General features: G+C 64.5%; 26 protein-coding genes. 8 read left to right on the top strand and 18 right to left on the bottom strand.

The window, feature by feature from the left end:
• Window positions 1–60 precede the first annotated feature (60 nt).
• The 10 genes from LOK55_RS12565 to LOK55_RS12520 form a co-directional block, all read right to left on the bottom strand.
• Window positions 61–1,005 (bottom strand): metallophosphoesterase, encoded by a 945-nt coding sequence (locus LOK55_RS12565; RefSeq protein ID WP_229935631.1) that lies wholly within the window; start codon window positions 1,003–1,005, stop codon window positions 61–63.
• 40 nt (window positions 1,006–1,045) lie between these two features.
• On the bottom strand, window positions 1,046–1,411 hold the full coding sequence (locus LOK55_RS12560) for a hypothetical protein (RefSeq protein WP_229935630.1): 366 nt from the start codon (window positions 1,409–1,411) through the stop codon (window positions 1,046–1,048).
• 336 nt (window positions 1,412–1,747) lie between these two features.
• Window positions 1,748–1,945: a hypothetical protein gene (locus tag LOK55_RS12555; protein WP_229935629.1), complete on the bottom strand. Its 198-nt coding sequence runs from the start codon at window positions 1,943–1,945 to the stop codon at window positions 1,748–1,750.
• Window positions 1,945–3,066, bottom strand: coding sequence for a site-specific integrase (locus LOK55_RS12550; protein ID WP_229935628.1), 1,122 nt, complete (start codon window positions 3,064–3,066; stop codon window positions 1,945–1,947). The genes LOK55_RS12555 and LOK55_RS12550 overlap by 1 nt, the downstream gene beginning before the upstream one ends.
• Window positions 3,056–3,298 (bottom strand): AlpA family transcriptional regulator, encoded by a 243-nt coding sequence (locus LOK55_RS12545; RefSeq protein WP_229935627.1) that lies wholly within the window; start codon window positions 3,296–3,298, stop codon window positions 3,056–3,058. The genes LOK55_RS12550 and LOK55_RS12545 overlap by 11 nt, the downstream gene beginning before the upstream one ends.
• A complete protein-coding gene (locus LOK55_RS12540) occupies window positions 3,295–4,605 on the bottom strand; it encodes a replication initiator (protein WP_229935626.1) in 1,311 nt (436 codons plus the stop codon). Before LOK55_RS12540 ends, LOK55_RS12545 begins: the two co-directional genes overlap by 4 nt.
• Before the next feature lie 43 nt (window positions 4,606–4,648).
• Window positions 4,649–5,077 carry a hypothetical protein gene (locus LOK55_RS12535; protein WP_229935625.1) on the bottom strand — a complete coding sequence of 143 codons (429 nt, stop codon included), beginning with the start codon at window positions 5,075–5,077 and terminating at the stop codon, window positions 4,649–4,651.
• A complete protein-coding gene (locus LOK55_RS12530; protein WP_229935624.1) occupies window positions 5,074–6,006 on the bottom strand; it encodes an FtsK/SpoIIIE domain-containing protein in 933 nt (310 codons plus the stop codon). The genes LOK55_RS12535 and LOK55_RS12530 overlap by 4 nt, the downstream gene beginning before the upstream one ends.
• Window positions 6,007–6,072: 66 nt before the next feature.
• Window positions 6,073–6,480, bottom strand: coding sequence for a hypothetical protein (locus LOK55_RS12525; protein ID WP_229935623.1), 408 nt, complete (start codon window positions 6,478–6,480; stop codon window positions 6,073–6,075).
• An 11-nt stretch (window positions 6,481–6,491) separates the two neighbouring features.
• Window positions 6,492–6,890, bottom strand: a complete 399-nt coding sequence (locus tag LOK55_RS12520) for a plasmid replication, integration and excision activator (protein ID WP_229935622.1) — start codon at window positions 6,888–6,890, stop codon at window positions 6,492–6,494.
• 195 nt (window positions 6,891–7,085) lie between these two features.
• On the opposite strand from LOK55_RS12520, the gene LOK55_RS12515 reads away from it, so the two are divergent.
• The 4 genes from LOK55_RS12515 (at window position 7,086) to LOK55_RS12500 (ending at window position 10,842) form a co-directional block, all read left to right on the top strand.
• The gene (locus tag LOK55_RS12515) at window positions 7,086–7,634 is read left to right on the top strand and encodes a hypothetical protein (protein ID WP_229935621.1); all 549 of its coding nucleotides are present in this window, start codon (window positions 7,086–7,088) and stop codon (window positions 7,632–7,634) included.
• A gap of 172 nt (window positions 7,635–7,806) precedes the next feature.
• Window positions 7,807–8,481, top strand: a complete 675-nt coding sequence (locus tag LOK55_RS12510; RefSeq protein ID WP_229935620.1) for a hypothetical protein — start codon at window positions 7,807–7,809, stop codon at window positions 8,479–8,481.
• Window positions 8,474–9,436: an McrB family protein gene (locus tag LOK55_RS12505; RefSeq protein WP_229935619.1), complete on the top strand. Its 963-nt coding sequence runs from the start codon at window positions 8,474–8,476 to the stop codon at window positions 9,434–9,436. Before LOK55_RS12510 ends, LOK55_RS12505 begins: the two co-directional genes overlap by 8 nt.
• A 2-nt stretch (window positions 9,437–9,438) precedes the next feature.
• Window positions 9,439–10,842, top strand: coding sequence for an McrC family protein (locus tag LOK55_RS12500; protein ID WP_229935618.1), 1,404 nt, complete (start codon window positions 9,439–9,441; stop codon window positions 10,840–10,842).
• Here the strand turns inward: LOK55_RS12500 and LOK55_RS12495 are convergent.
• On the bottom strand, window positions 10,797–11,969 hold the full coding sequence (locus tag LOK55_RS12495; RefSeq protein ID WP_229935617.1) for a site-specific DNA-methyltransferase: 1,173 nt from the start codon (window positions 11,967–11,969) through the stop codon (window positions 10,797–10,799). The two genes, LOK55_RS12500 and LOK55_RS12495, sit on opposite strands and share 46 nt — an antisense overlap.
• Window positions 11,970–12,211: 242 nt before the next feature.
• Between LOK55_RS12495 and LOK55_RS12490 the strand changes: the two genes are divergently transcribed.
• Window positions 12,212–12,877 carry an NYN domain-containing protein gene (locus tag LOK55_RS12490; protein WP_229935616.1) on the top strand — a complete coding sequence of 222 codons (666 nt, stop codon included), beginning with the start codon at window positions 12,212–12,214 and terminating at the stop codon, window positions 12,875–12,877.
• Window positions 12,878–13,414: 537 nt separating this feature from the next.
• On the opposite strand, the gene LOK55_RS12485 is transcribed toward LOK55_RS12490, so the two are convergent.
• A complete protein-coding gene (locus LOK55_RS12485; protein WP_229935615.1) occupies window positions 13,415–13,951 on the bottom strand; it encodes a hypothetical protein in 537 nt (178 codons plus the stop codon).
• Window positions 13,952–14,042: 91 nt separating this feature from the next.
• Here LOK55_RS12485 and LOK55_RS12480 point away from each other — a divergent pair, with 91 nt between their 5' ends.
• Window positions 14,043–14,693: a type IV toxin-antitoxin system AbiEi family antitoxin domain-containing protein gene (locus tag LOK55_RS12480; RefSeq protein ID WP_229935614.1), complete on the top strand. Its 651-nt coding sequence runs from the start codon at window positions 14,043–14,045 to the stop codon at window positions 14,691–14,693.
• Here the strand turns inward: LOK55_RS12480 and LOK55_RS12475 are convergent.
• The 6 genes from LOK55_RS12475 to LOK55_RS12450 form a co-directional block, all read right to left on the bottom strand.
• Window positions 14,669–14,929 (bottom strand): hypothetical protein, encoded by a 261-nt coding sequence (locus LOK55_RS12475; RefSeq protein ID WP_229935613.1) that lies wholly within the window; start codon window positions 14,927–14,929, stop codon window positions 14,669–14,671. The genes LOK55_RS12480 and LOK55_RS12475 overlap by 25 nt on opposite strands.
• 10 nt (window positions 14,930–14,939) lie before the next feature.
• Window positions 14,940–15,137, bottom strand: coding sequence for a hypothetical protein (locus tag LOK55_RS12470; RefSeq protein ID WP_229935612.1), 198 nt, complete (start codon window positions 15,135–15,137; stop codon window positions 14,940–14,942).
• Complete coding sequence (locus tag LOK55_RS12465) at window positions 15,127–16,032, bottom strand: hypothetical protein (RefSeq protein ID WP_229935611.1); 906 nt, start codon at window positions 16,030–16,032, stop codon at window positions 15,127–15,129. Before LOK55_RS12465 ends, LOK55_RS12470 begins: the two co-directional genes overlap by 11 nt.
• Window positions 16,029–17,189, bottom strand: coding sequence for a site-specific integrase (locus tag LOK55_RS12460; RefSeq protein ID WP_229935610.1), 1,161 nt, complete (start codon window positions 17,187–17,189; stop codon window positions 16,029–16,031). The genes LOK55_RS12465 and LOK55_RS12460 overlap by 4 nt, the downstream gene beginning before the upstream one ends.
• A gap of 193 nt (window positions 17,190–17,382) precedes the next feature.
• Window positions 17,383–18,696 carry a replication initiator gene (locus LOK55_RS12455; protein WP_229935609.1) on the bottom strand — a complete coding sequence of 438 codons (1,314 nt, stop codon included), beginning with the start codon at window positions 18,694–18,696 and terminating at the stop codon, window positions 17,383–17,385.
• 43 nt (window positions 18,697–18,739) lie between these two features.
• A complete protein-coding gene (locus LOK55_RS12450) occupies window positions 18,740–18,943 on the bottom strand; it encodes a hypothetical protein (protein ID WP_229935608.1) in 204 nt (67 codons plus the stop codon).
• 70 nt (window positions 18,944–19,013) lie between these two features.
• On the opposite strand from LOK55_RS12450, the gene LOK55_RS12445 reads away from it, so the two are divergent.
• Window positions 19,014–19,520: a transposase gene (locus LOK55_RS12445; protein ID WP_229935607.1), complete on the top strand. Its 507-nt coding sequence runs from the start codon at window positions 19,014–19,016 to the stop codon at window positions 19,518–19,520.
• Between the two features lie 53 nt (window positions 19,521–19,573).
• Window positions 19,574–20,830 carry a tyrosine-type recombinase/integrase gene (locus LOK55_RS12440; protein WP_229935606.1) on the top strand — a complete coding sequence of 419 codons (1,257 nt, stop codon included), beginning with the start codon at window positions 19,574–19,576 and terminating at the stop codon, window positions 20,828–20,830.
• Window positions 20,831–20,901 lie beyond the last annotated feature (71 nt).

Below are 20,901 nucleotides of genomic sequence, written 5' to 3'. Positions count from 1 at the left end.
GGCGAGAGTAGGACGTCGCCACGGGGGAACCAATCAAGCGGTCACACACCGAACGGCTGATCACGAGTCGAGGCCGAAGACGGCCCACAGGAACGCCTCAGGTGTGACTTCACCGTCTCTCCGGCGGATGCGTTCACGTATCGCGTCGAGTTCCGCCTTGCGGCGAATGTTCCCGGTCGGTCTCAGCTCGCCTCGCTCAGCGGCCGACGATAACTCGTCCCAAATGCGCGCCTCACTATCCGCTGAGCCCGACAAGTCCTTCCAGCGAGCCTCCGCTCCCTCGTCGAGGTCTACACCGAACGATCGCGCAAGGGCGGCAAGGGAACTGCTCGCCCCCGACTTGGAGCACTCCCGAACGATGGCTGCGATCTCTTCTTCCTCGCGACGCAGATCCTCAAGCCACGCGTCGATCAGCTCGAACTGGATCGGCGCGAAGTCGAAGGCATCCACGCCTACATGGAACTCGTGGTAGCCGTGCGGACCGAAGTCGCGCTCGTGCGTGTGGCCGTGCAACAGCGGAATTCCGGTGTTCGTCGGACGATGCGACCTATGCCGTTCGATCCCCGTCGTATCACCCGTGTACGGGTAATGAGATGCAACGAGTCGGTTGCCGCGGCGGCAACCATTCAAGATCTCTGGCAGGATCGTCCACCCGGCATCCTCATACATCGGGCGGAACCGCTCGATAGCGCGTTGCGACTGCGTCGCCGGTGATATGCGGTCGTGGTTGCCGGGGACAAGAAGTCGCGTCCCATTGAGCTGCGAGGTGAGCGCGACGCTCTGCTCGATCGGGCCGAGAGCAAGGTCGCCGAGGTGCAGCACGACGTCGTCCGGTTTCACAAGCGCGTTCCACCGTTCGATCAGGACCGTATTCATCTCGTCGACCGTCGAGAACGGACGACCAGCCAGCTCGCTGATCCGAGCGTGGCCGAAGTGGTGATCGCTCGTCACAAAGTCGACTGCGTCGAAATCGAACTGCCCGTCGCGGCCATGCTCAGGTCTCATCGCACTCCCCCCTTGCCTCTTCCAAGATGTTCCATGGAGATCACCACGTCCAGACGGCTTCCGGGATGTGACCGCCCACGACGACCGACAGTTTCCTCGGCAGACCGTCAATGGTGTTCCCGAGGATCGCCCGCGCCTCTGCCCCGACGACGAGGGAAGAGAAGCCCTCCAGCGTCAGCCAGCCATCCAGAGCGGCGAGGTCGAGAGCCCAGTCGACCGTCGTCAATCGACCCCAGCGCTTGACTGAGTCCTCGATGTCAGCCTCGGCCTCATCGCTGGACCAGTCATTGACCCGCATGAGCGTCTCAACGACGAACTCACCGCGACCGTTGACCTCCGCAAGACCTGAATGCTGTGTCTCATGACACGCGCCGCAGAGTGCCACCACCCCCACAAGGCGCTGCACAGCGGCGCCACCGGCATCGTTGAAGGACCAGATTTCGTGACAGTCAGGATTGCGGGTCCTGTGGCCGTAGCGGGACGGTTGCCGACAGACCTCACAAAGGCGCCCTGCCCTGTCGGCTGTCCGCCGGCTGAGCTCTTCCCACCTCGGCCGCGGGAGGATCACTCGCAAGTTCGACCCCCACACGCCGGATGGCAGCCGATCTGCTGTCAGAGACAGACTTCCGTCGCTGTTCCGTGAGATTCCCATGATTATGAACTCCTTCCGAACGCCGATTTGGTCGTTCACTGGGTATAGGCCCCCGCGAGCGCTCTTCGCGGACGTGGAGATTTCAAGAAGTCATGGCCACCGCTCAAAGACGTCGTGGAGCGCATCGATGTGAGCGAGCGAGCGCTCGATGTGCGCTAGCTCGAACCCATCCGCGAAGTCGTCGGCGTTGCGGTGCAGCAGGCTGCGGTACTCCCCCAGCGCGTTCACGAGGATCGCGTGGCATTCGGGGTTGGCGAGCAACTCGTCGAGCTCGTGGCGGACGTCCATCACTCCCCCTCGCCGAACAGCGAGTCGATGGCGGCGGCGGCACGACGGGCAACGTCGGAACGGGCGCGACTGTAGCGCTCGGTCATCTGCATGCTCGAGTGGCCGAGAACCGCCTGGACGTCGTTTGCCGAAGCGCCAGCGTCGAAGAGCATCGTGGCGAGCGTGTGGCGCAGATCGTGAAGTCGAAGGTCGTCGCGGTGCAGCTTCGAACGGAGCGTCTTCCAGTCGATCGCGCGGCGCACGTTGGAGGCGTTGATCCGTCCGCCGCGAGGACCCGTGAAGACGAGATCGCCACGGTGCTTGCCGACCATGGCCTCGGTCAGCGGCGCGACGAGCGGCGTCGGGATCGGCACGTCCCGCTCCTTGTGGCTCTTCGGCGTCAGCTCGATCCCGCGACCGTCCGCGCCGATGCTGAATGCCCTACGCACGTGAATCGTCCGATGCGCAAGATCGACGTCTTCCATGCGCAATGCGGTCGCCTCATTGGCGCGCATGCCGGTGTACACGAGAGCGGCGATATAGCGCCGATAGTGCGCATCATCGATCGCGGCAAGGAGCGTCGGCACCTCAGCGGCCGTGAGTGCGCGCGAGCGCAGGCTCGTCGCCGACTCAGACTTCGGCCGTCGCGCGAGACGCGCCTGGTTCAACGGCACGAGGTGCGCACGCACCGCACCGTCGAGCAGGCGGCTCAGCACCGAGAGCGCATCTATCCGAGTCGAGGTGCTGCCCTCCCATCCGGCGATCGCCTCTTCGATGACGCCTGCGGTCAGCTTCTCGAGCTTCACGTGACCGAGCCAGGGCTTCACCCGCAGCCGCCAGCCGCGCTCGTACGCCCGAGCGGTCGAGGCTCGCACGCTGCCCTCGATGACCGACCAGTGCCGCGAGTGCCACAGCGTGAGCGTCATGTCTCCGTCGGGATGGCGTCGCGTGAGCGTCTCGGCACGCAGCTTCTTGGCTTCGGCGAGCGTCTCGACGTAGGTCGACCGTTCGCGCTGCTCGCCGTTCAATCCGATGGCCCAGACGCGCACTTGGTACTTCCCACGATCCTTGCGGAAGCGGATGCCCTCGGGCAGCGGACGTCGCGTCTTCGGGTCGATCCGCTGGCCTCGATCAGCCGACACCGCGGGTACCGCCGGCCTCGAGGAACGCGGCTACCGTGGACGCGCGCCACAGCATGTGCTTACCCATGTGCGCGTCGGGGAACGGGAACCGGTTCTGGCGCCGCAGCGAGTCGAAAGTCGAGAGCGGCACGCGGCAGAGCGCGGCGGCCTCCCGTCGGGTCAGGTAGTCGTTCGGCTCGGCGTGGTCGGCGATGTCGATCTCGGGGTCGTCGACGAGCGTGTGGGTGGTCATGGCGTACTCCTTCCGGTGGGTGGGGTCTTGCGGTCTCGTGCGCGGTCATGGCGCCACTGTCGGGCGGCATCCGCTGCCTCTCTCGCGAGTGCTCTGTCGCCGTCAGTGAGCCAACCCATGCCCGCATATGCCCATGAGCCGATGACGAGCACCTCGTCGGGGCTGATCTCCTCGGCCGGCTTCGTCTTCGCGAGCAGGTGCTTGAGGCGCCAGGTCCGTCGCGCGCGGCGGAGCGAACCGAGCGTCACCGAGTAGCGGCGCGACTTGGTCGAGAAGTGACCTCGGAAGCCGAGCATCCCGTCCCAGCGATGCAGCTGCTCGTACGGTCCTTCGGGATCGACGACAACCGCCAGCTCGCGAACGGTCGACTTGATGCGCTTGATGTGATCGCGGCCGGCGCCCGTCGGCTCGAGGTCTTCGGTCGCTTTGGTGGCGTACTTCGCGATGTACGCAGCCACGGCGCGGTCAGAGAGTGCACCGTCGAGACCCTCGCGGCGCACGATCGGCCGCACGTCGAACTGCTTGCCCCAGGTGAGCGTGCGAGGGCAGGCGTCGCCAGGAAGTGGAGCCGCAGCGACGCTCGTCTTCCTCACCGCGGACTGGATCGCGGTCACCAAGTGATCGGTCGTCACTGCGGCCGGCGGCGCCGGGAAAGGGAGCTCGGGATGGATGCCGTCGAGCCGGATGATGGCGTGGAAATGGACGACGCCCCGACGCTGGAACTCGGCGACCTTCGCGAACTGCAGCCGTACGACGCGGGCCGCTGCGTGCTGCGCCATGCCGAGCGATCGAGCCAGCTCGCGGCGCAGCCGAATCGTGAACCGACGCCACAACTCGGGCGCGTGGTACTGCCAGACGACGTGACCGACGTAGTCGTAGCACCCGGCGCACACCGCATCACCCCGCTGCGGATCGTCGTCGTCATGGTGGCAGCGGCATCCTCTCGGCTTGCCGTGCTCGCAGACGCCGGTGCGACGGTCGACGGCGGTCGTGTGCACCGCTCCGAACGACGGAGCCGTGAGCGTGAGAAAAACCATCGGGTGCTCGGCGACCTCTTTAGGCACGTCCTTCATGCCGCCAGCGGCGCCGGCCATGATCATGTGCCAGGTATCGCCCTTGTACTCGTGGCTGCACGACTCGCAGCGCGTGGCGCGTCGATTGCCGCACCGAGTGAACGTGACGCCGTCCGGTTCGCTCGCCGACGAGTACTCCGAGAGGACCTCGCCGGATGCCTCGTGGAGCGTCGTCGAGGATCCGACGAGACGCACAGGGTTGTCGCAGTACCCCGTCGACGCGACGTTGTGCATCCAGCGGTCGTACTCCTCGCTACGGAGCCGCCGCGCGACAGACTCATCGAGACGCATCGGTCACCACCACCACGGGCACCGCGCAGCCGATCGGGTAGGTGAGGCCCATGAACGGGTCGTCGTACCAGGTGATGCGGCAGATCTCATCGCTCTCGCCGGTCTCGCGGCGCAGCTCCTGCCACTTGATGATCGCCGCGTCCGAGCACGAGTCGTTCGCGATGGTCGGGCCGTAGTCGTCGAGCAGGCTGTCGTCGACAGCGGGCGCGTCGTAACGCGCGACCACGAGCATCGCGGAGCTGTCCCACTTCTCCCCCAGGTTGCACGGCGCGAGGACGTCTGCGGGGCGCGTCCCCGTCGTCTGGCGGCTCGGTGTCGGTGACGCGGTTTCAGCCAGTGCGGCACAGCTCGACAAGACGAGCGCCGCGACGAGGCCGACGATGGCGGCCGATGCGAGGCCACGGATGTGGTTCATGATGCGGTTTCCTTTCGTGACGCGCGTCGCGGGGGTCGCGGCGCCCGGGGTGGGCGAGGCTGACGCTCCTCAGGAGCGGGAGGTTCAGGGAGGACGACAGGCACCTGCCGCGGTGCGGCGTACTGTGCCGAGATGTCGTGGATCATGTCATCGGTGATCAGGCCGGCGCGGACGCGCTCAGGCGGGCGGCCGTCTTCAGGGAGGACGTACGCAACGCCCGGTGTCGTGGGCGAGATCTCGTGACACCGGGCACCTGCCGCCACGGCTCCGTCGCCGAGGACCATCGCGGTCTCCATGCGATCACGGAGGCGCAGCCCGACAGTCTGGGTGAAGAGCCCGCGCGCAGGCAGCGTCTCCTTGCGCGGATCTTGGAGGCAGGCGAACACGATGAACCCGACAGCACGCCCCTGAGAGGCGAGATTCGCGAGCGCGGCGTTGGCCCGACGGCCCAGATCACGGTCGGTCTCGTATGCGGTGAGCGCCGCGAGCTCGTCGATCAGCACGACGATCGTCGGGCTGTCGACGGTCGCGACGTGCTGTCGCGTTTTGCCCGCGAGGTCCTTCGCTCGCTGCTGCATCGCGGCGACGGCATCCTCGAGCAGGATCACCGAGCGCTCAGCGTCTGCTGCGAACCGTGTCAGCAGCGATTCCCCGAGGGCGAGCTCCATCCCGCCCTTGCGGTCGATCCCCCACACCTCGACGAGGCCGCTGTGAATGGGTTCGGCCAGTCCGAGAAGCAGACCCCACACCAGCGAGGCTTTGCCGCTGCCCGACGCGCCGGCCACAAGGGTGTGGGGACCGAGGCGGAGCGACCACAGACGACCGGCGGCGTCTCTGCCCATCGGGACCGTCTTCCCGTCCCACGCCGCGGGCAGGTCGAGGGAGAACGCGAACTCGAGCGCATCGACGAACTCGAACCGGAGCGCCATCGCACCGATGTGCTCGCCATGGACGGTCGCACGCCGTGCACCGAAGGCTTGCGCGAGAAGGTCCGCCTACGCCTGTAGGTGCTCACGCCCGAGCCCTTGCGGGAGGGCGACGCCGACGACACAGGTCCAGCCCTCCCACACCGGAGCGCTGATTGCGGGAACCACCATGCCGCGCGTGCCGTACCCGGGGACACCGAGTCCGACGCGCATCGCAACGCTGGGCCAGCTCGAGAGAATGTTGCGCGAGACCTCGCGCTTCCACTTCTCGTCTGCACGGCGCGGCATCCGGAGCGCCGTCACAGTCAGCCAAAGGCCGAGCAGGAGGACGAGCGCCAGACATCCGAAGTTGAACGCAACCTGCACGACCGGTACCGGCGGAAGCCACGAGACGACCACGACGATCGCCGCGGCCCACCACCAGCGACGCAGGAGAACGCCGATCTCGTCGCCCCAGCTACGCAGATCGCGCGGCACGGTAGTTCGCATTATTCGGCACCCCGCGACTTGGGCGCCGGCTTCATCACGCGCGCACGGAGCGAGTACGCGACGCGGCCGCGGCCCTGACCTTCCGGGACGTAGGGAGTAACCGAAAGCCCTTCGAAGACGGTCGGACGGAACGGCAACCCGTTGAGCTCGGGCGGAAGCTGCGGCTCGGTGACGCTCGCGATCTTGACCATGAGTTCTGCCTGACCCTTCCGCGCCTCGGGGTCGGCATCGATGACGCGGACCCGCCAGATGGGATGCCCGGTGACCTTGTCGAGATCCTGTCCCTGCCGGTCGCCGTCCTCCGACCACTTCACGACGGGCTCCACCTCGCCGACGACATACGCCCCGTAGGGGAAGAACGTGTCGAAGTCGACCGGGATTGCTGATTTGAGTGCCATTTCTGTTCCTTTCGATTGGCTACCGTTGGCGCCAGTCTGCCTCACAGTTGTGCATCATGTCAACATTTGTTTATTACTTACGCAGACGTTGCCGAGATTCGCGTTCCGAATGCGCCGTAACGTCAGCTGTAGCCTCTATCTAGTGGAGGCGCTGTGGACGACGAGCTAGACCTGGCCTGGGGTACCGTCCCCCCGGTGATCGTCGATCTCGCGCGCATCATGGCAAAGAAGGCGGCAGCCGAAGCCAAACGCGCGGAGCGCCTGAAGTGGCCCGACAAGCCAGGCGACGTGCAGGACGAGCTCCGCCGCGCGATCGGCTCCGCCCACAAGACCGCAAAGGCGGCCACCGATCTCCGAGCCCTGCTCTCCGCGTACGCTCACAAGTTTCACAACCCGCGTCCCGTCATCTCGGATCTCGCCAGAGCGCAAGACACAAGCTCACAGGGCTTTATCCGCAGGTACTCCTCGGGCACAGTCGACGCCGTGGCATCTTTGTTGTCACCGCACCCTGATGCGGAGGCCATCCTCCTCGCGTTCCCGTCGGTCTCTTTCAGCGACCTCGTCGACTTGGGCGGCCCGGTGGCTGCAGCAGCTCAAGCGATGAAGGACTCCGACGGCTTCGACCTGAGAGAGCTCAACTCGCTACGGCACAAGATCGCCGGCAGCGATGAATCGGACAAGGCCCGCCGAACCCGCGATGCTCGTCGGCGCCTCGACAGCTCGCATTCGAAGGACGATGTGTGAGAACTTTCCTTACTCGTTCAAGGCCGGCCTGACGGCCGGCGGGTCTGGTGTGGCACTGCGGTGCGTCCGGTCCTCGCTTCGCTGCGGTCCGGGCGCTCCTCGGCCACACCAGATCCGCACCATACGGTCCTCTAGCAATGAGGAGCAACCGAGACTCCGATAGTGTCGGCACGTGGCAGAAGGCGACTCCCCACCGGTGCAGGTACTTACGAGCGCGGCTGTCCGCTGGAGCATCGACGCTCTCGGAGTGCAGCGCTTGCACCCGACGTTCGTGATGTACCTCTACATTCGCGCCCTCGACCGCGCAGGCACACTGGAGAATGCGTCCGCGTCGGACCCGGAGCTGCTCGCCCTCATCACCATGCCCGGCAACCCCACCAAGCCGTATTACTTCCCGTTGATCGACCGCGGCGACCGTACAAAGATGCCACTCCCGAGTTTTTGGCGATCCAGGAACATTCCGGGCAGTTGGTCGCCGGGCTCAATCCGTCGGCTACAGGGAGGCGGCTGGCTCGGCGCGAGCGAGAGTGCATATGTACTTCCGCCCAACCACGTAGATCTCGCATTTGACCAGATGCTGTACGGCAAGCGCACTTCCGCGCTGGCGCTGGGAGCCTACTTCCTTCGCAACGACGGCTTTCACATAACCGGCGAACCAAGCGAGGCGGACGTAGTGGCCGGCTTCCGAAGCAAGTTTGACTATCCTGCTGAGGCGGACGATGAGTTCCACAAGCTTTTCCACACCGAGACGCCTGGCATCGACCTTGAGTGGTTCGAACCGCAGGCCGCGCCGAATGACGCACTCCTGTCAACGGAGATGACCGATCTCGAGGAGACAAATGCTTGAATCGCTCGTCCCCTCGGTACGCGAGATTTCTGCCGATGACCTCGGTATCGGAGTCATGGCGAAAGCTACTAGCCATGGGGGATCTTCGGCGCCGGATGCCCCCGAAGCGAACTCCGACAACCCAGTAATTCGCGAGGTAGTGAGGCTCTCGTCCCTCTTCGGCGGCGTGATCTTCACTGGACCTCCCGGAACATCCAAGTCCTACTACGCCGCCGAATCCGCGCGCGTTCTGGCCGATGGCGTTGATGACAGAGTGCGTTTCGTGCAGTTTCACGCCAGCTACCAGTACGAAGACTTCATGATCGGCTTCGTACCCACGACGAACGGCTTCAAAGAAAGACCTGGTCCATTCCTCGAGCTCGTCCGCGCTGCCGACACCGATCGGGAGCACACCTACGTACTGGTCATCGATGAGCTCTCAAGGGCCGACGTCGGGCGAGTCTTCGGGGAGGCTCTGACGTATGTGGAACGGACGAAAAGGGAGCTCACCTTCACCCTTGCCAACGGGCTCTCCATCAGAGTCCCGTCGAACCTGGTAATCCTCGCCACGATGAACCCGTTCGATCGCGGCGTTGACGAAGTGGATGCAGCGTTCGAACGCCGATTTGCCAAGATCACGATGGACCCCGACAAGGATCTGCTGGCCGAGATGCTAACGGCGAGCGGGATGGAAGCCACACTGCGGCAAAAGCTGATCGGGTGGTTCTCCCGCATCAATAGCCACGCTCAGAAGAATCCCGCTGCAGCGGTCGGCCATGCGTACTTCTCGAGCGCTTCCGACGAGAACTCGCTGGACGATGTCTGGAGCTACCAGCTTCGTTACCTTGTGCAGCGCGCGTTCCGAAGAGACGAAAGCACTCGCAACGATCTCGAGGCGGCGTGGCGAAACATGTTCGTCCGCGCTGACGTCGTCCTAGACACCGATATCGCTGTCGAAACGGGGCCCGGAGCCTAGCCGTGGCACCACAGACGGACCAACTGACCGTCGTCGAGTGCGCTGAGTACGATCACATCGACGTTGATCCCGATCTATGGGTGGGCGACGGGCACCAGACCGTCTTCAACTCGGAGATCGACAACCGTGATGTCCTCCGCGCGTCGTTCCAGAAGGGGCAGTTGCGCCTCCAAGCCACTTCCTACGTCGGCGTAATCCCCATCAACGATCGGTTGGTCGTGCGGGTCAAGCCGCGTGTGCCAATCGGAAACCTCACGCGCATGGTCATCGACACAGGCCATTCGGTGATGGCTTTGTCCGCGTTCCGCGACTACTCAGGGCGGGGCACTGCCGACGACTGGGCGATGAGGGTGTACACAGATGCGCTGATCGAGTACGTCGATGAGGTTCTCGATGCGGGGATGATTCGCGAGTATCGCGATATGACCGCCGAGGGTCACTACCCCCACGGTCGTATCAACATGACACAGACGGTGCAACGACATGCAGCGCGCGGGATTCCGAACCGCGCCTCATTCTCGTGGTTCGAGCGCACCATCGATACTCCTGAGAATCGCTGCATCAAGGCCGCTATGGAGATTGTCCACACGCATCTGAAACAGCAGCGCGACCACCCCCGCAAAGGCGATCGGACGAGGCTAGCGAAACTCTCCGGGCTGCTAATGGCTTTCGATGCGGTGCCGTACGACGAATACCACCTGTTCTTGGCTGACCCTCAAGTCGCTGGGCTCAATCCGCTCCCAGACTCACGGTCGTACTACAGAAGGGTCTTGGACCTTTCGGTGCTCATTGTGCGCGGAGTAGGTCTAGCCCTGGAGCTCGATGGGGACGATGTGCAACTGGGGTCCATGCTCATAGACACAAACCAGCTCTTTGAGAGCTTTGTCCGGGTGAGTCTCGTGCGAGCCGCGGCAGCGCGGTCATGGTTAGCCTCAGTGCTCGACGGCAATACGGAGGGGCGCGTTGATTTCTACGACGTGCCCGACGAGCTTCCTCATGTGCGCGGCAGCGCACTCGAAGCGCTGGCCACCACTGACGCTGGAAAAGCTCAACCCGACATAGTTGTCGCTCGACCCGACGGCAAGGCGCTGTTAATCGCGGAGGTCAAGAACACGGCACACGGCCAGAGGTCACACACGATCGATACGCTTCCAGAACGCGGAGAAGTTGAGCAAGCCGTCACTTATGCGTTGCGGTATGACCTACCGTTCGCACTGCTGATCCACCCCTGGATTCGAGGCAAGAAGGGGCTCGTCTACGTTGGACGAGTCCGGACCATCGATGTGTACGACTATCGCCTCGATCTGTCACTCGACGAAACTATGGACGCGTCGCTGGAAGATATGGCTGAGGTAGTTGCCTACCTTGCTCGCCTCGAAGGCTCCGACGCCCCGATCTCAGGCTGATTCATCAATGGCACGAGGTCAACTCCGATAGCGTCCCGCCCCTCGGCGACCGCCGTTTTCAGTGTAGTTCCGGTACCCGCGAATGGGTCTAGGACAATGCCTCTTGCGGGAGTGTTATGCCCACAGTCGGTCCAACCGACCGTGCGCTTCTTCGCGAAGGTGAACTCGCGAAAGTACCCGCCGAGGGCCTCCTTCGCCTCGGCCGCGAGCCTCTGCACCTCCGCGGTGTTTCGGCCGGTACCGTTCTGGAACTTCGTCGCCTTGCCGACGTCCGAGACCCCGAACGCTTGAATCGCTCGGATATGGGCGTCAGTCAGGCCGTGCTCTCTGGCGAGCTCCATCGCTCGCTTCGCCTGCGGGCGGTTGGGATCTAGTTCGGAAGTCCGTTCAATCACTCGCTGCCGGGGCACTCCACACGTCTCGCACACCTGCTGCGGCGCCCCCAGAAGAATCGCGCGACGCACAAGCTCTTTGGGGTACGGAGCCAGGTGAGCGCCCATGTTGCGTTCCGGGTTGATCGTCCACACGTCGCCCGGATTGGCGCCGTTGCCGACGACTTCTGAGTACCCGACAAGGTCGTAGTAGTAGCTCGGCTTGTACGTCAGATGGATGACGTACTCGTGACGATTGGCTAGCCGGTTCTTGACCGGGTCGGGCATCCCAGAGTCTTTCGCCCAGATGATCCTGTTGCGAACTAGCCAACCGCCCTTATTGACCGCATCCCACTCGATTCGTCCGGGGATCCCGAGGAGCGACTTGTTGTGATAGGTGTCCCCGACGTTGAGGAACACCGAACCGTGCGGACGAAGGACGCGCTTCCACTCATCGAGACAGTCGAGGATGGAACCGACGTAAGCCTCAGCGGTAGCTTCGAGGCCGATCTGGTCATCGTGACCGTAGTCGCGCTTGTTCCAGTACGGTGGCGAAGTCACGATCATGTCAACGGAGTTGTCCGGAAGGCCGGTGGAGCGCGCGTCGCCGGCGGTGAAGGACAAGGTCGGATCGGCCAGCAACGGCTGCCAGTCCTCGAGCTGACCGATTGATACAGAGCCGAGATTTGCGGCGCCTGCGACAGGCTCCGAGTCCGCGGCGACACCCGAGGTCGTCTCGCTTGCCGTATTAGTCATTCAGATTGGCCCTCAACTCATCTAACTGTGTTCGTCTTGAAGCTATCGACAGGCTCGGACACTCGCTTCGATTTCGCACGCTCCCGCCTAGAGTCCTGTATACCCGAGAAGTCGGCGATCGTCGAGGCCCCGAGCCGCTCTCGACAGACTCACTCGACTGCCCCCTCCACGCCGTGACGCCCTGCCACCGATCACAGAGCCAACTTGACGCGCTCCCAGGTTCGTCTGGTAGAAATGAGGCATTGCTCCCCACCGTCCTCGCGGATTGGTGGGGCTTTTTTTACCAGGGGTGGATCATGGCTGATCGGGTTGCAGTGTTCATCGACTACGAGAACGCGCATCGCACCGGGCACGGTCTCTTCGGTGGGGTCGGCCAGCCGAAGTACGAGACGGTGCTCGATCCGCTGAAGGTCGCGGAAGCGCTCGTCTCCAAACGACGCTTCGCCGGTGAGCTCACTGACGTGTGGGTCTTCCGTGGAAGGCCCGTTCCCGAGCATCAGCCGAAGCCCGCCAGTTCGAACGACCTGCAGGCGGAGGCCTGGTCTGAAGACGAACGAGTCCATGTCATACGGCGAGACCTCAAGTACGACTTCTGGGACGACGGCACTTTCACTGCGCGCGAGAAGGGCATCGATGTCGCTCTGGCAGTTGGACTCACCGAGGGCGCTCTGGACGGAGCGTTCGATGTCGCAATCGTCTTCAGCGGAGACACGGACCTGTTGCCGGCGCTCGAGCTCGTGTTCCGACGGCATCTGGCCAAGCTCGAAATTGCAACCTGGAGCGGTGCAAAGCCTCTCTGGTTCGCTGACTTTCTCCGCCAGACCCCGCCCCGCCACTTGCCCTTCTGTCACTTCCTGAACGAGGTGGATTTCCTCGCGTTGCGCGACTACAGCGCCGCCGACGAGTGAACCACTCTGGGCCGGTCCCGGGCCGGGAACCCGGCTGAAAATACCCACGACCAGCCCCCACCAACGAGCACCACTTCCGCGAAATCACGCGGCGAACGAGCACTCGTAAGCACCAACCGACCCCGCGAATACAACTGAAAATCGTGAGGTCACGGGATCGACGCCCGTCGGAGCCACACGGACCGTCGTTACAACGGTCCCAGAAACCCTCGCCTAGCTTCTACATGGCGGGGGTTTTGCTTTGCCCTGGTGAGGGACAGTTTCTGAGCCAAGCCTCCTGGGTCTTTGAGCCTCCCGAAAGGCCCGGTTGCGGAGCGATCGCAGCGAGACGAAGAACACACTGAAGCGGGCCGTCGGAGGCGTTGTGCCGGTTTTGTGCCGGTAGCGAAGTGCCCCGCTCCCCCTGGCGCACAGATTTAGCTGCCTAATCGCCAGCCATTTAAGCGCGTGTTCGAGGTACACTTGAAGCACGGCGGGCAGTAGCCCTCGGAGCCTGGCAGTCTTCCGGACGGTACGACGAGCCAGGCTCACGTGTTTCTAAAGCCGCGTGACGCGGGTCTCGACGAGACTCTCCACGCGCCGGATCCAGTCTCCCCCGCTCGAGTAGCACCAGGCTACGGCGTCGCTCACCCAGAGCAGCGGATACTCATGCGGAGCGGCATGCAGATACCGGAAGCCTGCAGTTCCCTCGCGACGCAGGATCTCAGCGATCAAACGGCGATCGGCCCGCTCCACGGATTCGTCGCGCTCGATGATCATCTGATCGATGCCATCACGCGCGGCCTCGCCGATTAGCGCACTAAAAGACAACGGGCGGGCGTCCTTGTCCGCGCGATGCTTCACAACCCACACGGACACACGAACATCAAGAGCACACATACGGGACAGGATCAGACGCCGCCGGCTGTCGCTCTCGCTCTTGAAGTGGATTCGCCGCTGTCCTGGTTTGAGGAGCCCACGCAACACTCGTTCGGCTGCTTGCACATCACCGACCACCGCGGCCGTCGCAACGACGTAGTAGCCCCGCGCTTTCGATTCGTCGACGTAGACGCGGTCAGCGGGACGGAAAGGCACAGTCCAAATCTAGGTCCGTCAGCCGACACCGACCAACGCGACAGGCCGAAAGATGACAGCTTTTGTCCATTATTCAGGGTACAAATGCTGTATGGCTGGTTCCACCATTGCAAAGCTCGGCACGATCGCGGCCGGACGCTGGGGAATGGTCACGACGGCGCAAGCCGCCGAGGTCGGTGTCTCTCGCAAGACCCTCTCGAGCCTCACAGCATCCGGTGCCCTCGAGCGTCTCGCGCAAGGGGTCTACCGGATGGCCGGCACACCGGCGGCCATGCTCGAGATCGACACCATCAGAGTGCACTGGCTCGCTCTCGGCGGCACGGCATCCCTGGTCGCAGCGGGGAGGTCGGCAGCGGCGCTGCACGAGATCGGCGACTGGTTCCCTGGAGCATCCGAGTTCGTCGCCACCACTCGACGGACCACGAGGATCGACGGGGTTCGAACCCGGATCCGCTCGCTGGAGGCCGAAGACACCGTGTTCGTCGACGGCATGCCGTCCATGACCGTCGAACGGACGATCGCGGACCTCGTCGAATCGTGGGAGGATCTCTCGCTCGTATCCGATGCCGTCGCGCAGGCGGTTCAACGAGGGATTCTGCTGCGTCCGACTCGACTGCGAGAGCTTCTCGATCCGCTTGCCCAAAGAAGCCGAGAGCCGTCGGGGGCGGCGCTCCTGGAGAGGCTCAGTAGAGCATCGCCAAGCCAGGTGGCACGGCATCAGGAGTCAGCCGAGTCAACCTGAACCGCGACGACGTATCCGCTGCGGAACAGCCGGCGGCACTTGTGTGCCCATCGCGATGGATCGTCGTGGAGCCACAGGCGCGCGCCGGGCATCACGCGGTCGAGAATCGGGAGCTCCTCCAGCGGAAGGCTGCCGGAGACCGTGTAGGTGTTGAGTTCCGCAATCACGGTCAGCGTTCCAACCACGCGGCGCACGGCGCTGCCGACGATCCGTTCGCGAAACTCGATCTGCACCATGGCAGCGCCCCTATCGGCCGTCCGCGTTCAGGTCGCGGAGCATCTCATCAACGAGCTCGATCATCTGATCAAAGTACGCGGCTTCGGTGGCCGACACCGCGGTCTCCTGATTGCCGAGCAGCAACGTTCGATACTCCTCGAGCGCACAGACCATCAGCGCCTGCTTCATGTCGATTGCTGCACCCGCAGGCCGATTCTCACTCGTCATCGGAGTCTCCTCCAAGAACCGCCCAGACTCGTTCCCGCATATCGCTGAGATCGACGGGCCGCCCTGCGAGCTTCTCGAGCATCTCGTCGAGGTCCCACACGATCATGTGTCCAAACCTGGCCGAGTAAATGCCCACTCGTGCGATGCCGTAAGCGTCGGAGCGATCGAAGAGCGCATAGCCGACCAGCTGCAGAAGGTCCTGGATCCGCAAGGTGTCCGAGCGTCCGCCAGCCCTCTTGACCTTGTCACCGAGCCTCGTCTTGAGATCGAGGAGCAGATCGCCCGCAATGATGTCGGCGTCCGCAGCGCACAATGCAGATCCGTCGAAGATTGGCCCGATCCGGAACGGTCCCACGACGTTCGGAATCAGCGCCGTCTCGGCAACCGTGGCGAGGGAGCCCAGCTGGCGGATCGCGTCCTCCGGGGCCAGGTCAAGCAGGTGCATGGCATCGAACGTGGCGTCTTTACGCAGCGCGGCCAGCGGCGATCCCCCGGCAAGCCCGATCCTGTAGACCTCGGTGAGCAGCGACAGCGCCCACGACGCCCGGAAGACAGTTGAGTGATCCCCGATCGACTGCGCGACCTGAGCTGCCACGATCACTGCGTCGATGTTGGCGAGGTCATCCTCGTCGCCAAGGAAAGCCAACCGTGCGATGTCGGCGCTGTAGGAGGGATCCAGCCGGAACCGCATGACGTAGTCGAATGCTCCGCCCAGCGTGCCCGGATTCGATGATCCGCCTTCGACGCGGAGGGTCGGTCGCGCAGCACGATACTCGGCCTGAATCAGGCGCGTGTTCGGGAACTCCGCGGCCAGCAGCTGTCGCAGGGGTGAGGTCCGATCGCCGATCGCGGCCGTGAGACTCGTGTACCGGTAGGGGCCAACGTTCATGTTCATCGTTTCTCTCCTTCAGTCGCTTCTGCTCGGGTTCCGCCCAGCAGGCGGTCAAGTGCACCGTTCGCTCGCACGGCGGCATCCGACCGCGCGCGGCTGTACTTCTCGGTCACCTGCATCGACGAGTGCCCGAGGATGGCCTGGACGTCGTTCGCGGCCGCCCCTGCGTCGAACAGCAGCGTCGCGAGTGTGTGGCGAGGATCATGGATGCGCAGGTCCGGACGCTCGAGCCTGGACCGCAGCCCATCCCAGTCGACGGCCCGCCGAACGTTCGAGGGGTTGAGCCTGCCGCCCCGAGCACCGGTGAAGACGAGCTCATTCCGGCCGAGGCCATCCAGGCGTCGCATCAGGATCGGGCGCAGCGCCGCCGGAAGCGGAACGGTGCGCTCCTTGTGGCTTTTCGGCGACTGTTCTCTCACCTTGCCCCCACCCGCAGGCGAGAAGCTCCGCCGCACGTTAATGACGCCGTGATCGAGATCGACGTCGCTCACTCGCAGTGCACTGGCCTCTCCCGCGCGCATCCCGGTGTAGACCAGCGCCGCAAGATAGTCACGATGCGGGCCTTCGCCGACGAAGTCGAGCATCACCGTGACCTCAGCCGTGTTCAGCGCTCGGGATCGAACGCTCTCCGCTCGCTCAGGCCGCGGCCTGCGCGCCAGACGGACAGGATTCGCGACGATGATTCCTGCTCGAGCTGCACCTTCCAGCAGACGGCTGAGCAGCGCGAGAGCGTCATTACGAGTCGAGGCTGACCCGCTCCACTCAGCGATGGCTCCGTCTATGTCGGAGACCGAGATCGTCTCAATCCGGCGATGCCCGAGCCAGGGCTGCACCCGAAGGCGCCATCCCCGTTCATACGCCGCTTCGGTCGCGGGGCGGATCCCTTCCGTGAGGACCGGCCAGTACCTCGTGTGCCAGGCGTTGAGTGTCATCCCGCCTTCGGGGCGAACGGTCAAACGCGCTTCGCTGCGGACCTTCTTCGCCTCTGCAAGCGTGTCGACGAGGAAGCTGCGTTCGCGGTCCTCGCCGTTCATGCCGACGGCCCACACACGCACCTGATACTTGTTCCGATCGGCGCGGTAGCGGATGCCCTCAGGCAGTGGTTTTCGGGTCTTTGGATCGATCCGCGAGCTATGAGAGGACACGAGTGCCTCCAGCATCCAGGAACGCTTCGATCGTCGATGTCCGCCACAGCATGTGCTTGCCCACGTGAGCATCCGGAAATGGCACGCGTGCCTGTCGCCTCAGCGAGTCGAACGTGGAGAGCGGAACGCGGCAGCGCTCGGCGACCTCCCTCCTCGTCATGTACTTGTCGATCTCAACGGATCGACGTCGGCTCGCTCGTCCACGAGTTCAGTTGCGTTGCGCATCCTTCTCCCCTTTCTCGTCTTCGAAACGGACCCGTCGCCCGTCCCGCCATTCCCGCGCAGCTCGAGCCGCTTCGGTCGCGAGCGACCGGTCGCCGTCGGATCGCCATCCCATGCCTGCGAAGCTCCACGAACCGATGACGAGCACCTCTTCAACGTCGTGCCCGTCGCTCTGGGCGCGCTCGACAATGCGGTCGAGTCTCCACCGCTGACGAGCGCCGCGAAGGGACCCGAGAGTGACGGAGTAGCGACGCGACTTCGAGGAGAAGTGACCTCGGAAGCCGAGCATGTGAGCCCACTTGGGCAGCAGCGCATATGGGCCATCCGCGTCGCCGGTTTCACCCATCCGGGTCGAGATTTCCTTGAGCCTGCGAATGTGCATCCGTGCGCCGACGCCGCCATCAAGGTCTTCCGTCGCCTTGGTCGCGTACTTCGCGATGTATGCAGCCACGGCCCGGTCGGAGAGCGTTCCGTCGAGCCCGTCGCGCCGCACGATCGGTTGGACGTCGATCTGAGCACCCCATCGCAACGTGCGTGGCTCAGCACCAGACGTGAGCGGCGGGGCGGCGTAGGCGACAAGACGTACCGCTGATCGGATAGCGGCACTCAGGTGCACCTCCGTCACCTCGCGCGGAGCGGCTGGGAACTCTTCATCCAGGCTGACACCGTCGAGTCGAATGATCGCGTGGAAATGCACGGCGCCCCGTCGCTGGAACTCCGCGACCTTGGCGAACTGCACCCGTACGATCTCGGCTGCGGCTCGTTGGGTGAGGCCGAGCTCGTGCGCGAGACTGCGACGAAGCTGGATCGTGAACCGTCGCCAGAGCTCTGGAGCGAAGTACTGCCACACGATGTGCGCCTCGTAGTCGTAGCAGTCGTCGCACATCGGGTCGCCCAGCAGCAGATCCCCCGGTTCATGACCACAGCGGCAGCCTCGAGGGCGACCATGCTCGCAGGTGCCATGAATGCGTGAGCGTGAGGTCGAGTGCACCGTGCCGAACGATGGCGCGGTCAACGTGACGAAGACCATCGGATGCTCGGCGATTCGCTCCGGAACACCCTTCATCCCACCGGCTGCACCCGCCATGATCATGTGCCACGTGTCGCCCTTGTATTCGTGACTGCAGGACTCGCACCGACGGGATCGACGGTTGCCGCAGCGGGTGTACGTCAGCCCGTCCGGCTGGGAGGTGCTGCTGAATTCGCTGAGCACTTCACCGGTTCCGGGATGCAGTGTCGACGACGAGCCGGAGAGCCGCACCGGATTGGAGCAGTATCCGGTTCTCGCCGCGCCGGCCATCCACGAGTCGAACTCCGGGCTCCGCAGTCGGGCGGCGACGGACTCAGCGAGGCTCACCGGTCACCACCATCGTCGGGCTGGCGCAGCCGATCGGGTACGCGTTGCCCGCGACGTCGCTCTGGAGCACAGGGCGGCAGACGTCTGAGTCCTGGCCGTCCGCTTCCCGCTGGCCCTGCCACTCGAGCATCTCGGCATCCGTGCAGGAGAGGTTCGCCACGCGACCGTACGTAGGCGTATAGCTGATCATCGCCGAGTCTTCGTAGACGGCCTGAAACGTCTGCTCAGAGCGGTCCCATACGAGCCTCAGGTTGCAGGGAATGGGATTCGTTACCGTCTCTGCGCTGGTCTCGAGTGCGGGGCGCATGGCCGCTCCTATTGCGCCGCCGCCGGCAAGCAAAAGCGATATCGCCAAGCACCTCTCCGATCTCTACGGATCAGACGTCTCTCGTGATCTGGTGTCGACGGTGACCGACAAGGTGCTCGGCGACATGCAGGAATGGCAAGCCCGTCCGCTGGACGTCGTCTATCCCGTGGTTCTGATCGACGCGCTCGTGATCAAGGTCCGCGGCGGGCAGGTCGCCAACCGGCCTGTCTACGTCGCTGTCGGCATCGATCTCGAGGGTCACCGTGACGTTCTCGGGTTGTGGATGGGACCGACCGGCGGGGAGGGCGCGAAGCAGTGGATGAACATGCTCACGGAGCTGCGCAACCGTGGTGTCGCCGATGTCTGCATCGTCTGCTGTTATGCCGTGGTCGTGGTTATGCCGATGATGCTCGGACGGTCCAGGTCAGCGGCGGTGGGCGGGCTCCGGTTGTCGGCATAATCAGGCGGTGCTGATCGGCTGGTCTCCTCAAGTTGAGGAGACAGGAGTTGATCATGGTCAGGATCGAGATCGACGGTCGAGGTGTGCTGGTCACCGGCCCGCTGGAGGGCGTCGCCGTCCCGTTCGAGGACGAGCTGGTGCGACGGGGGTTCACACAGAAGTCGTTGATGAACCAGTTGCGTCTGCTGGCGCATCTGAGCCGGTGGCTTCAGGCGCAGGGCACGGACGCGGGCTCGTTGACGCCGGGGCAGGTCGAGTTGTTTCTCGCGGAGCGGCGCCGCTCGCACACGGGATTGTTCTCGCGGAAGGCTCTCGGGCCGCTGTTGGTCTGGCTCGCTGGGGAGGGAGCGGTCCCCGCTGCGTCGGCCGTGGTCCGGGTGCCCACTGATCCGGTGGAGCTGGTCCGCTTCGGGGAGTATCTGCGTGAGGAGCGCCGTCTGGCGGACTCGACGATTGCGGCGAACATGGCCCGGGCACGCCGGTTCTGGGCAACTCATGTTCCCGCCGCAGGTGTCGATGCGCTGACTGCGGCGGGGGTGACACGGGCGCTGCTGGACGAGGGAACTTCGCGCAGGCCGGTGTCGGTGAAGGCGTTTGGATACACGCTGCGTTCGCTGCTGCGGTTCTGGTTCATCGCTGGCATCACGAGCCACGACCTGTCGGCGGCGACACTGGTGATCCGCCACCCGCAGCCGTCGAGGCTGCCGGTCGGCGTCAGCCGCGACGACGTGACAGCGCTGCTGGCCCACTGCGACCGGGACACCGGCGCGGGAGTGCGTGATTATGCGGTGCTGTTGCTGCTGGCCCGTCTCGGGCTGCGCGCGGTCGAGGTCGCTCGGCTGAGGTTGGACGACCTCGACTGGCGACGCGGGGTCCTGCTGGTGCGCGGGAAGGGCAACCGTGACGAGCATCTTCCGTTGCCGCACGAGGTCGGCGAAGCGATCGTGGCCTACCTGCGGGGCGCGCGCCCCGCCGACGCCGGGTTCCGGGAGGTGTTCGCCGCGGACCGGGCACCACTGCGTCCGCTGACACGGGAAGCGGTCGGCGGGATCGTCGAACGCGCCTGCGACCGGGCGGGCCTGGAACGGCTCGGACCGCACCGGCTGCGGCACACCCTCGGTGAGCAGATGGTCGCAGCTGTCGTCCCGCTGAACGCGATCGGTCAAGTGTTGCGCCACGCGACGCCGCTGACGACCGCGGGATACGCGCGCGTCGATGTCGCGGCGTTGCGCGAGCTCGCGCAGCCTTGGCCGGCCCCGGCGGGCGCGTCGTTGGGTGGTGAGCAGGGGGGTATCAGATGGTCTGTGTAAGGGGTGAGGTTCATCTCGAAGGAGAACATCATGGAGACCATGGCTATCAGTCCGGAGCGCGAGGAGCGTCG

The organism is Microbacterium sp. F2E (assembly GCF_020905435.1).
Taxonomy (GTDB): domain Bacteria; phylum Actinomycetota; class Actinomycetes; order Actinomycetales; family Microbacteriaceae; genus Microbacterium; species Microbacterium lacticum.
The sequence above is the reverse complement of the archived record's forward strand: the minus strand, read 5'-3'. Positions and strand labels throughout refer to the sequence as shown.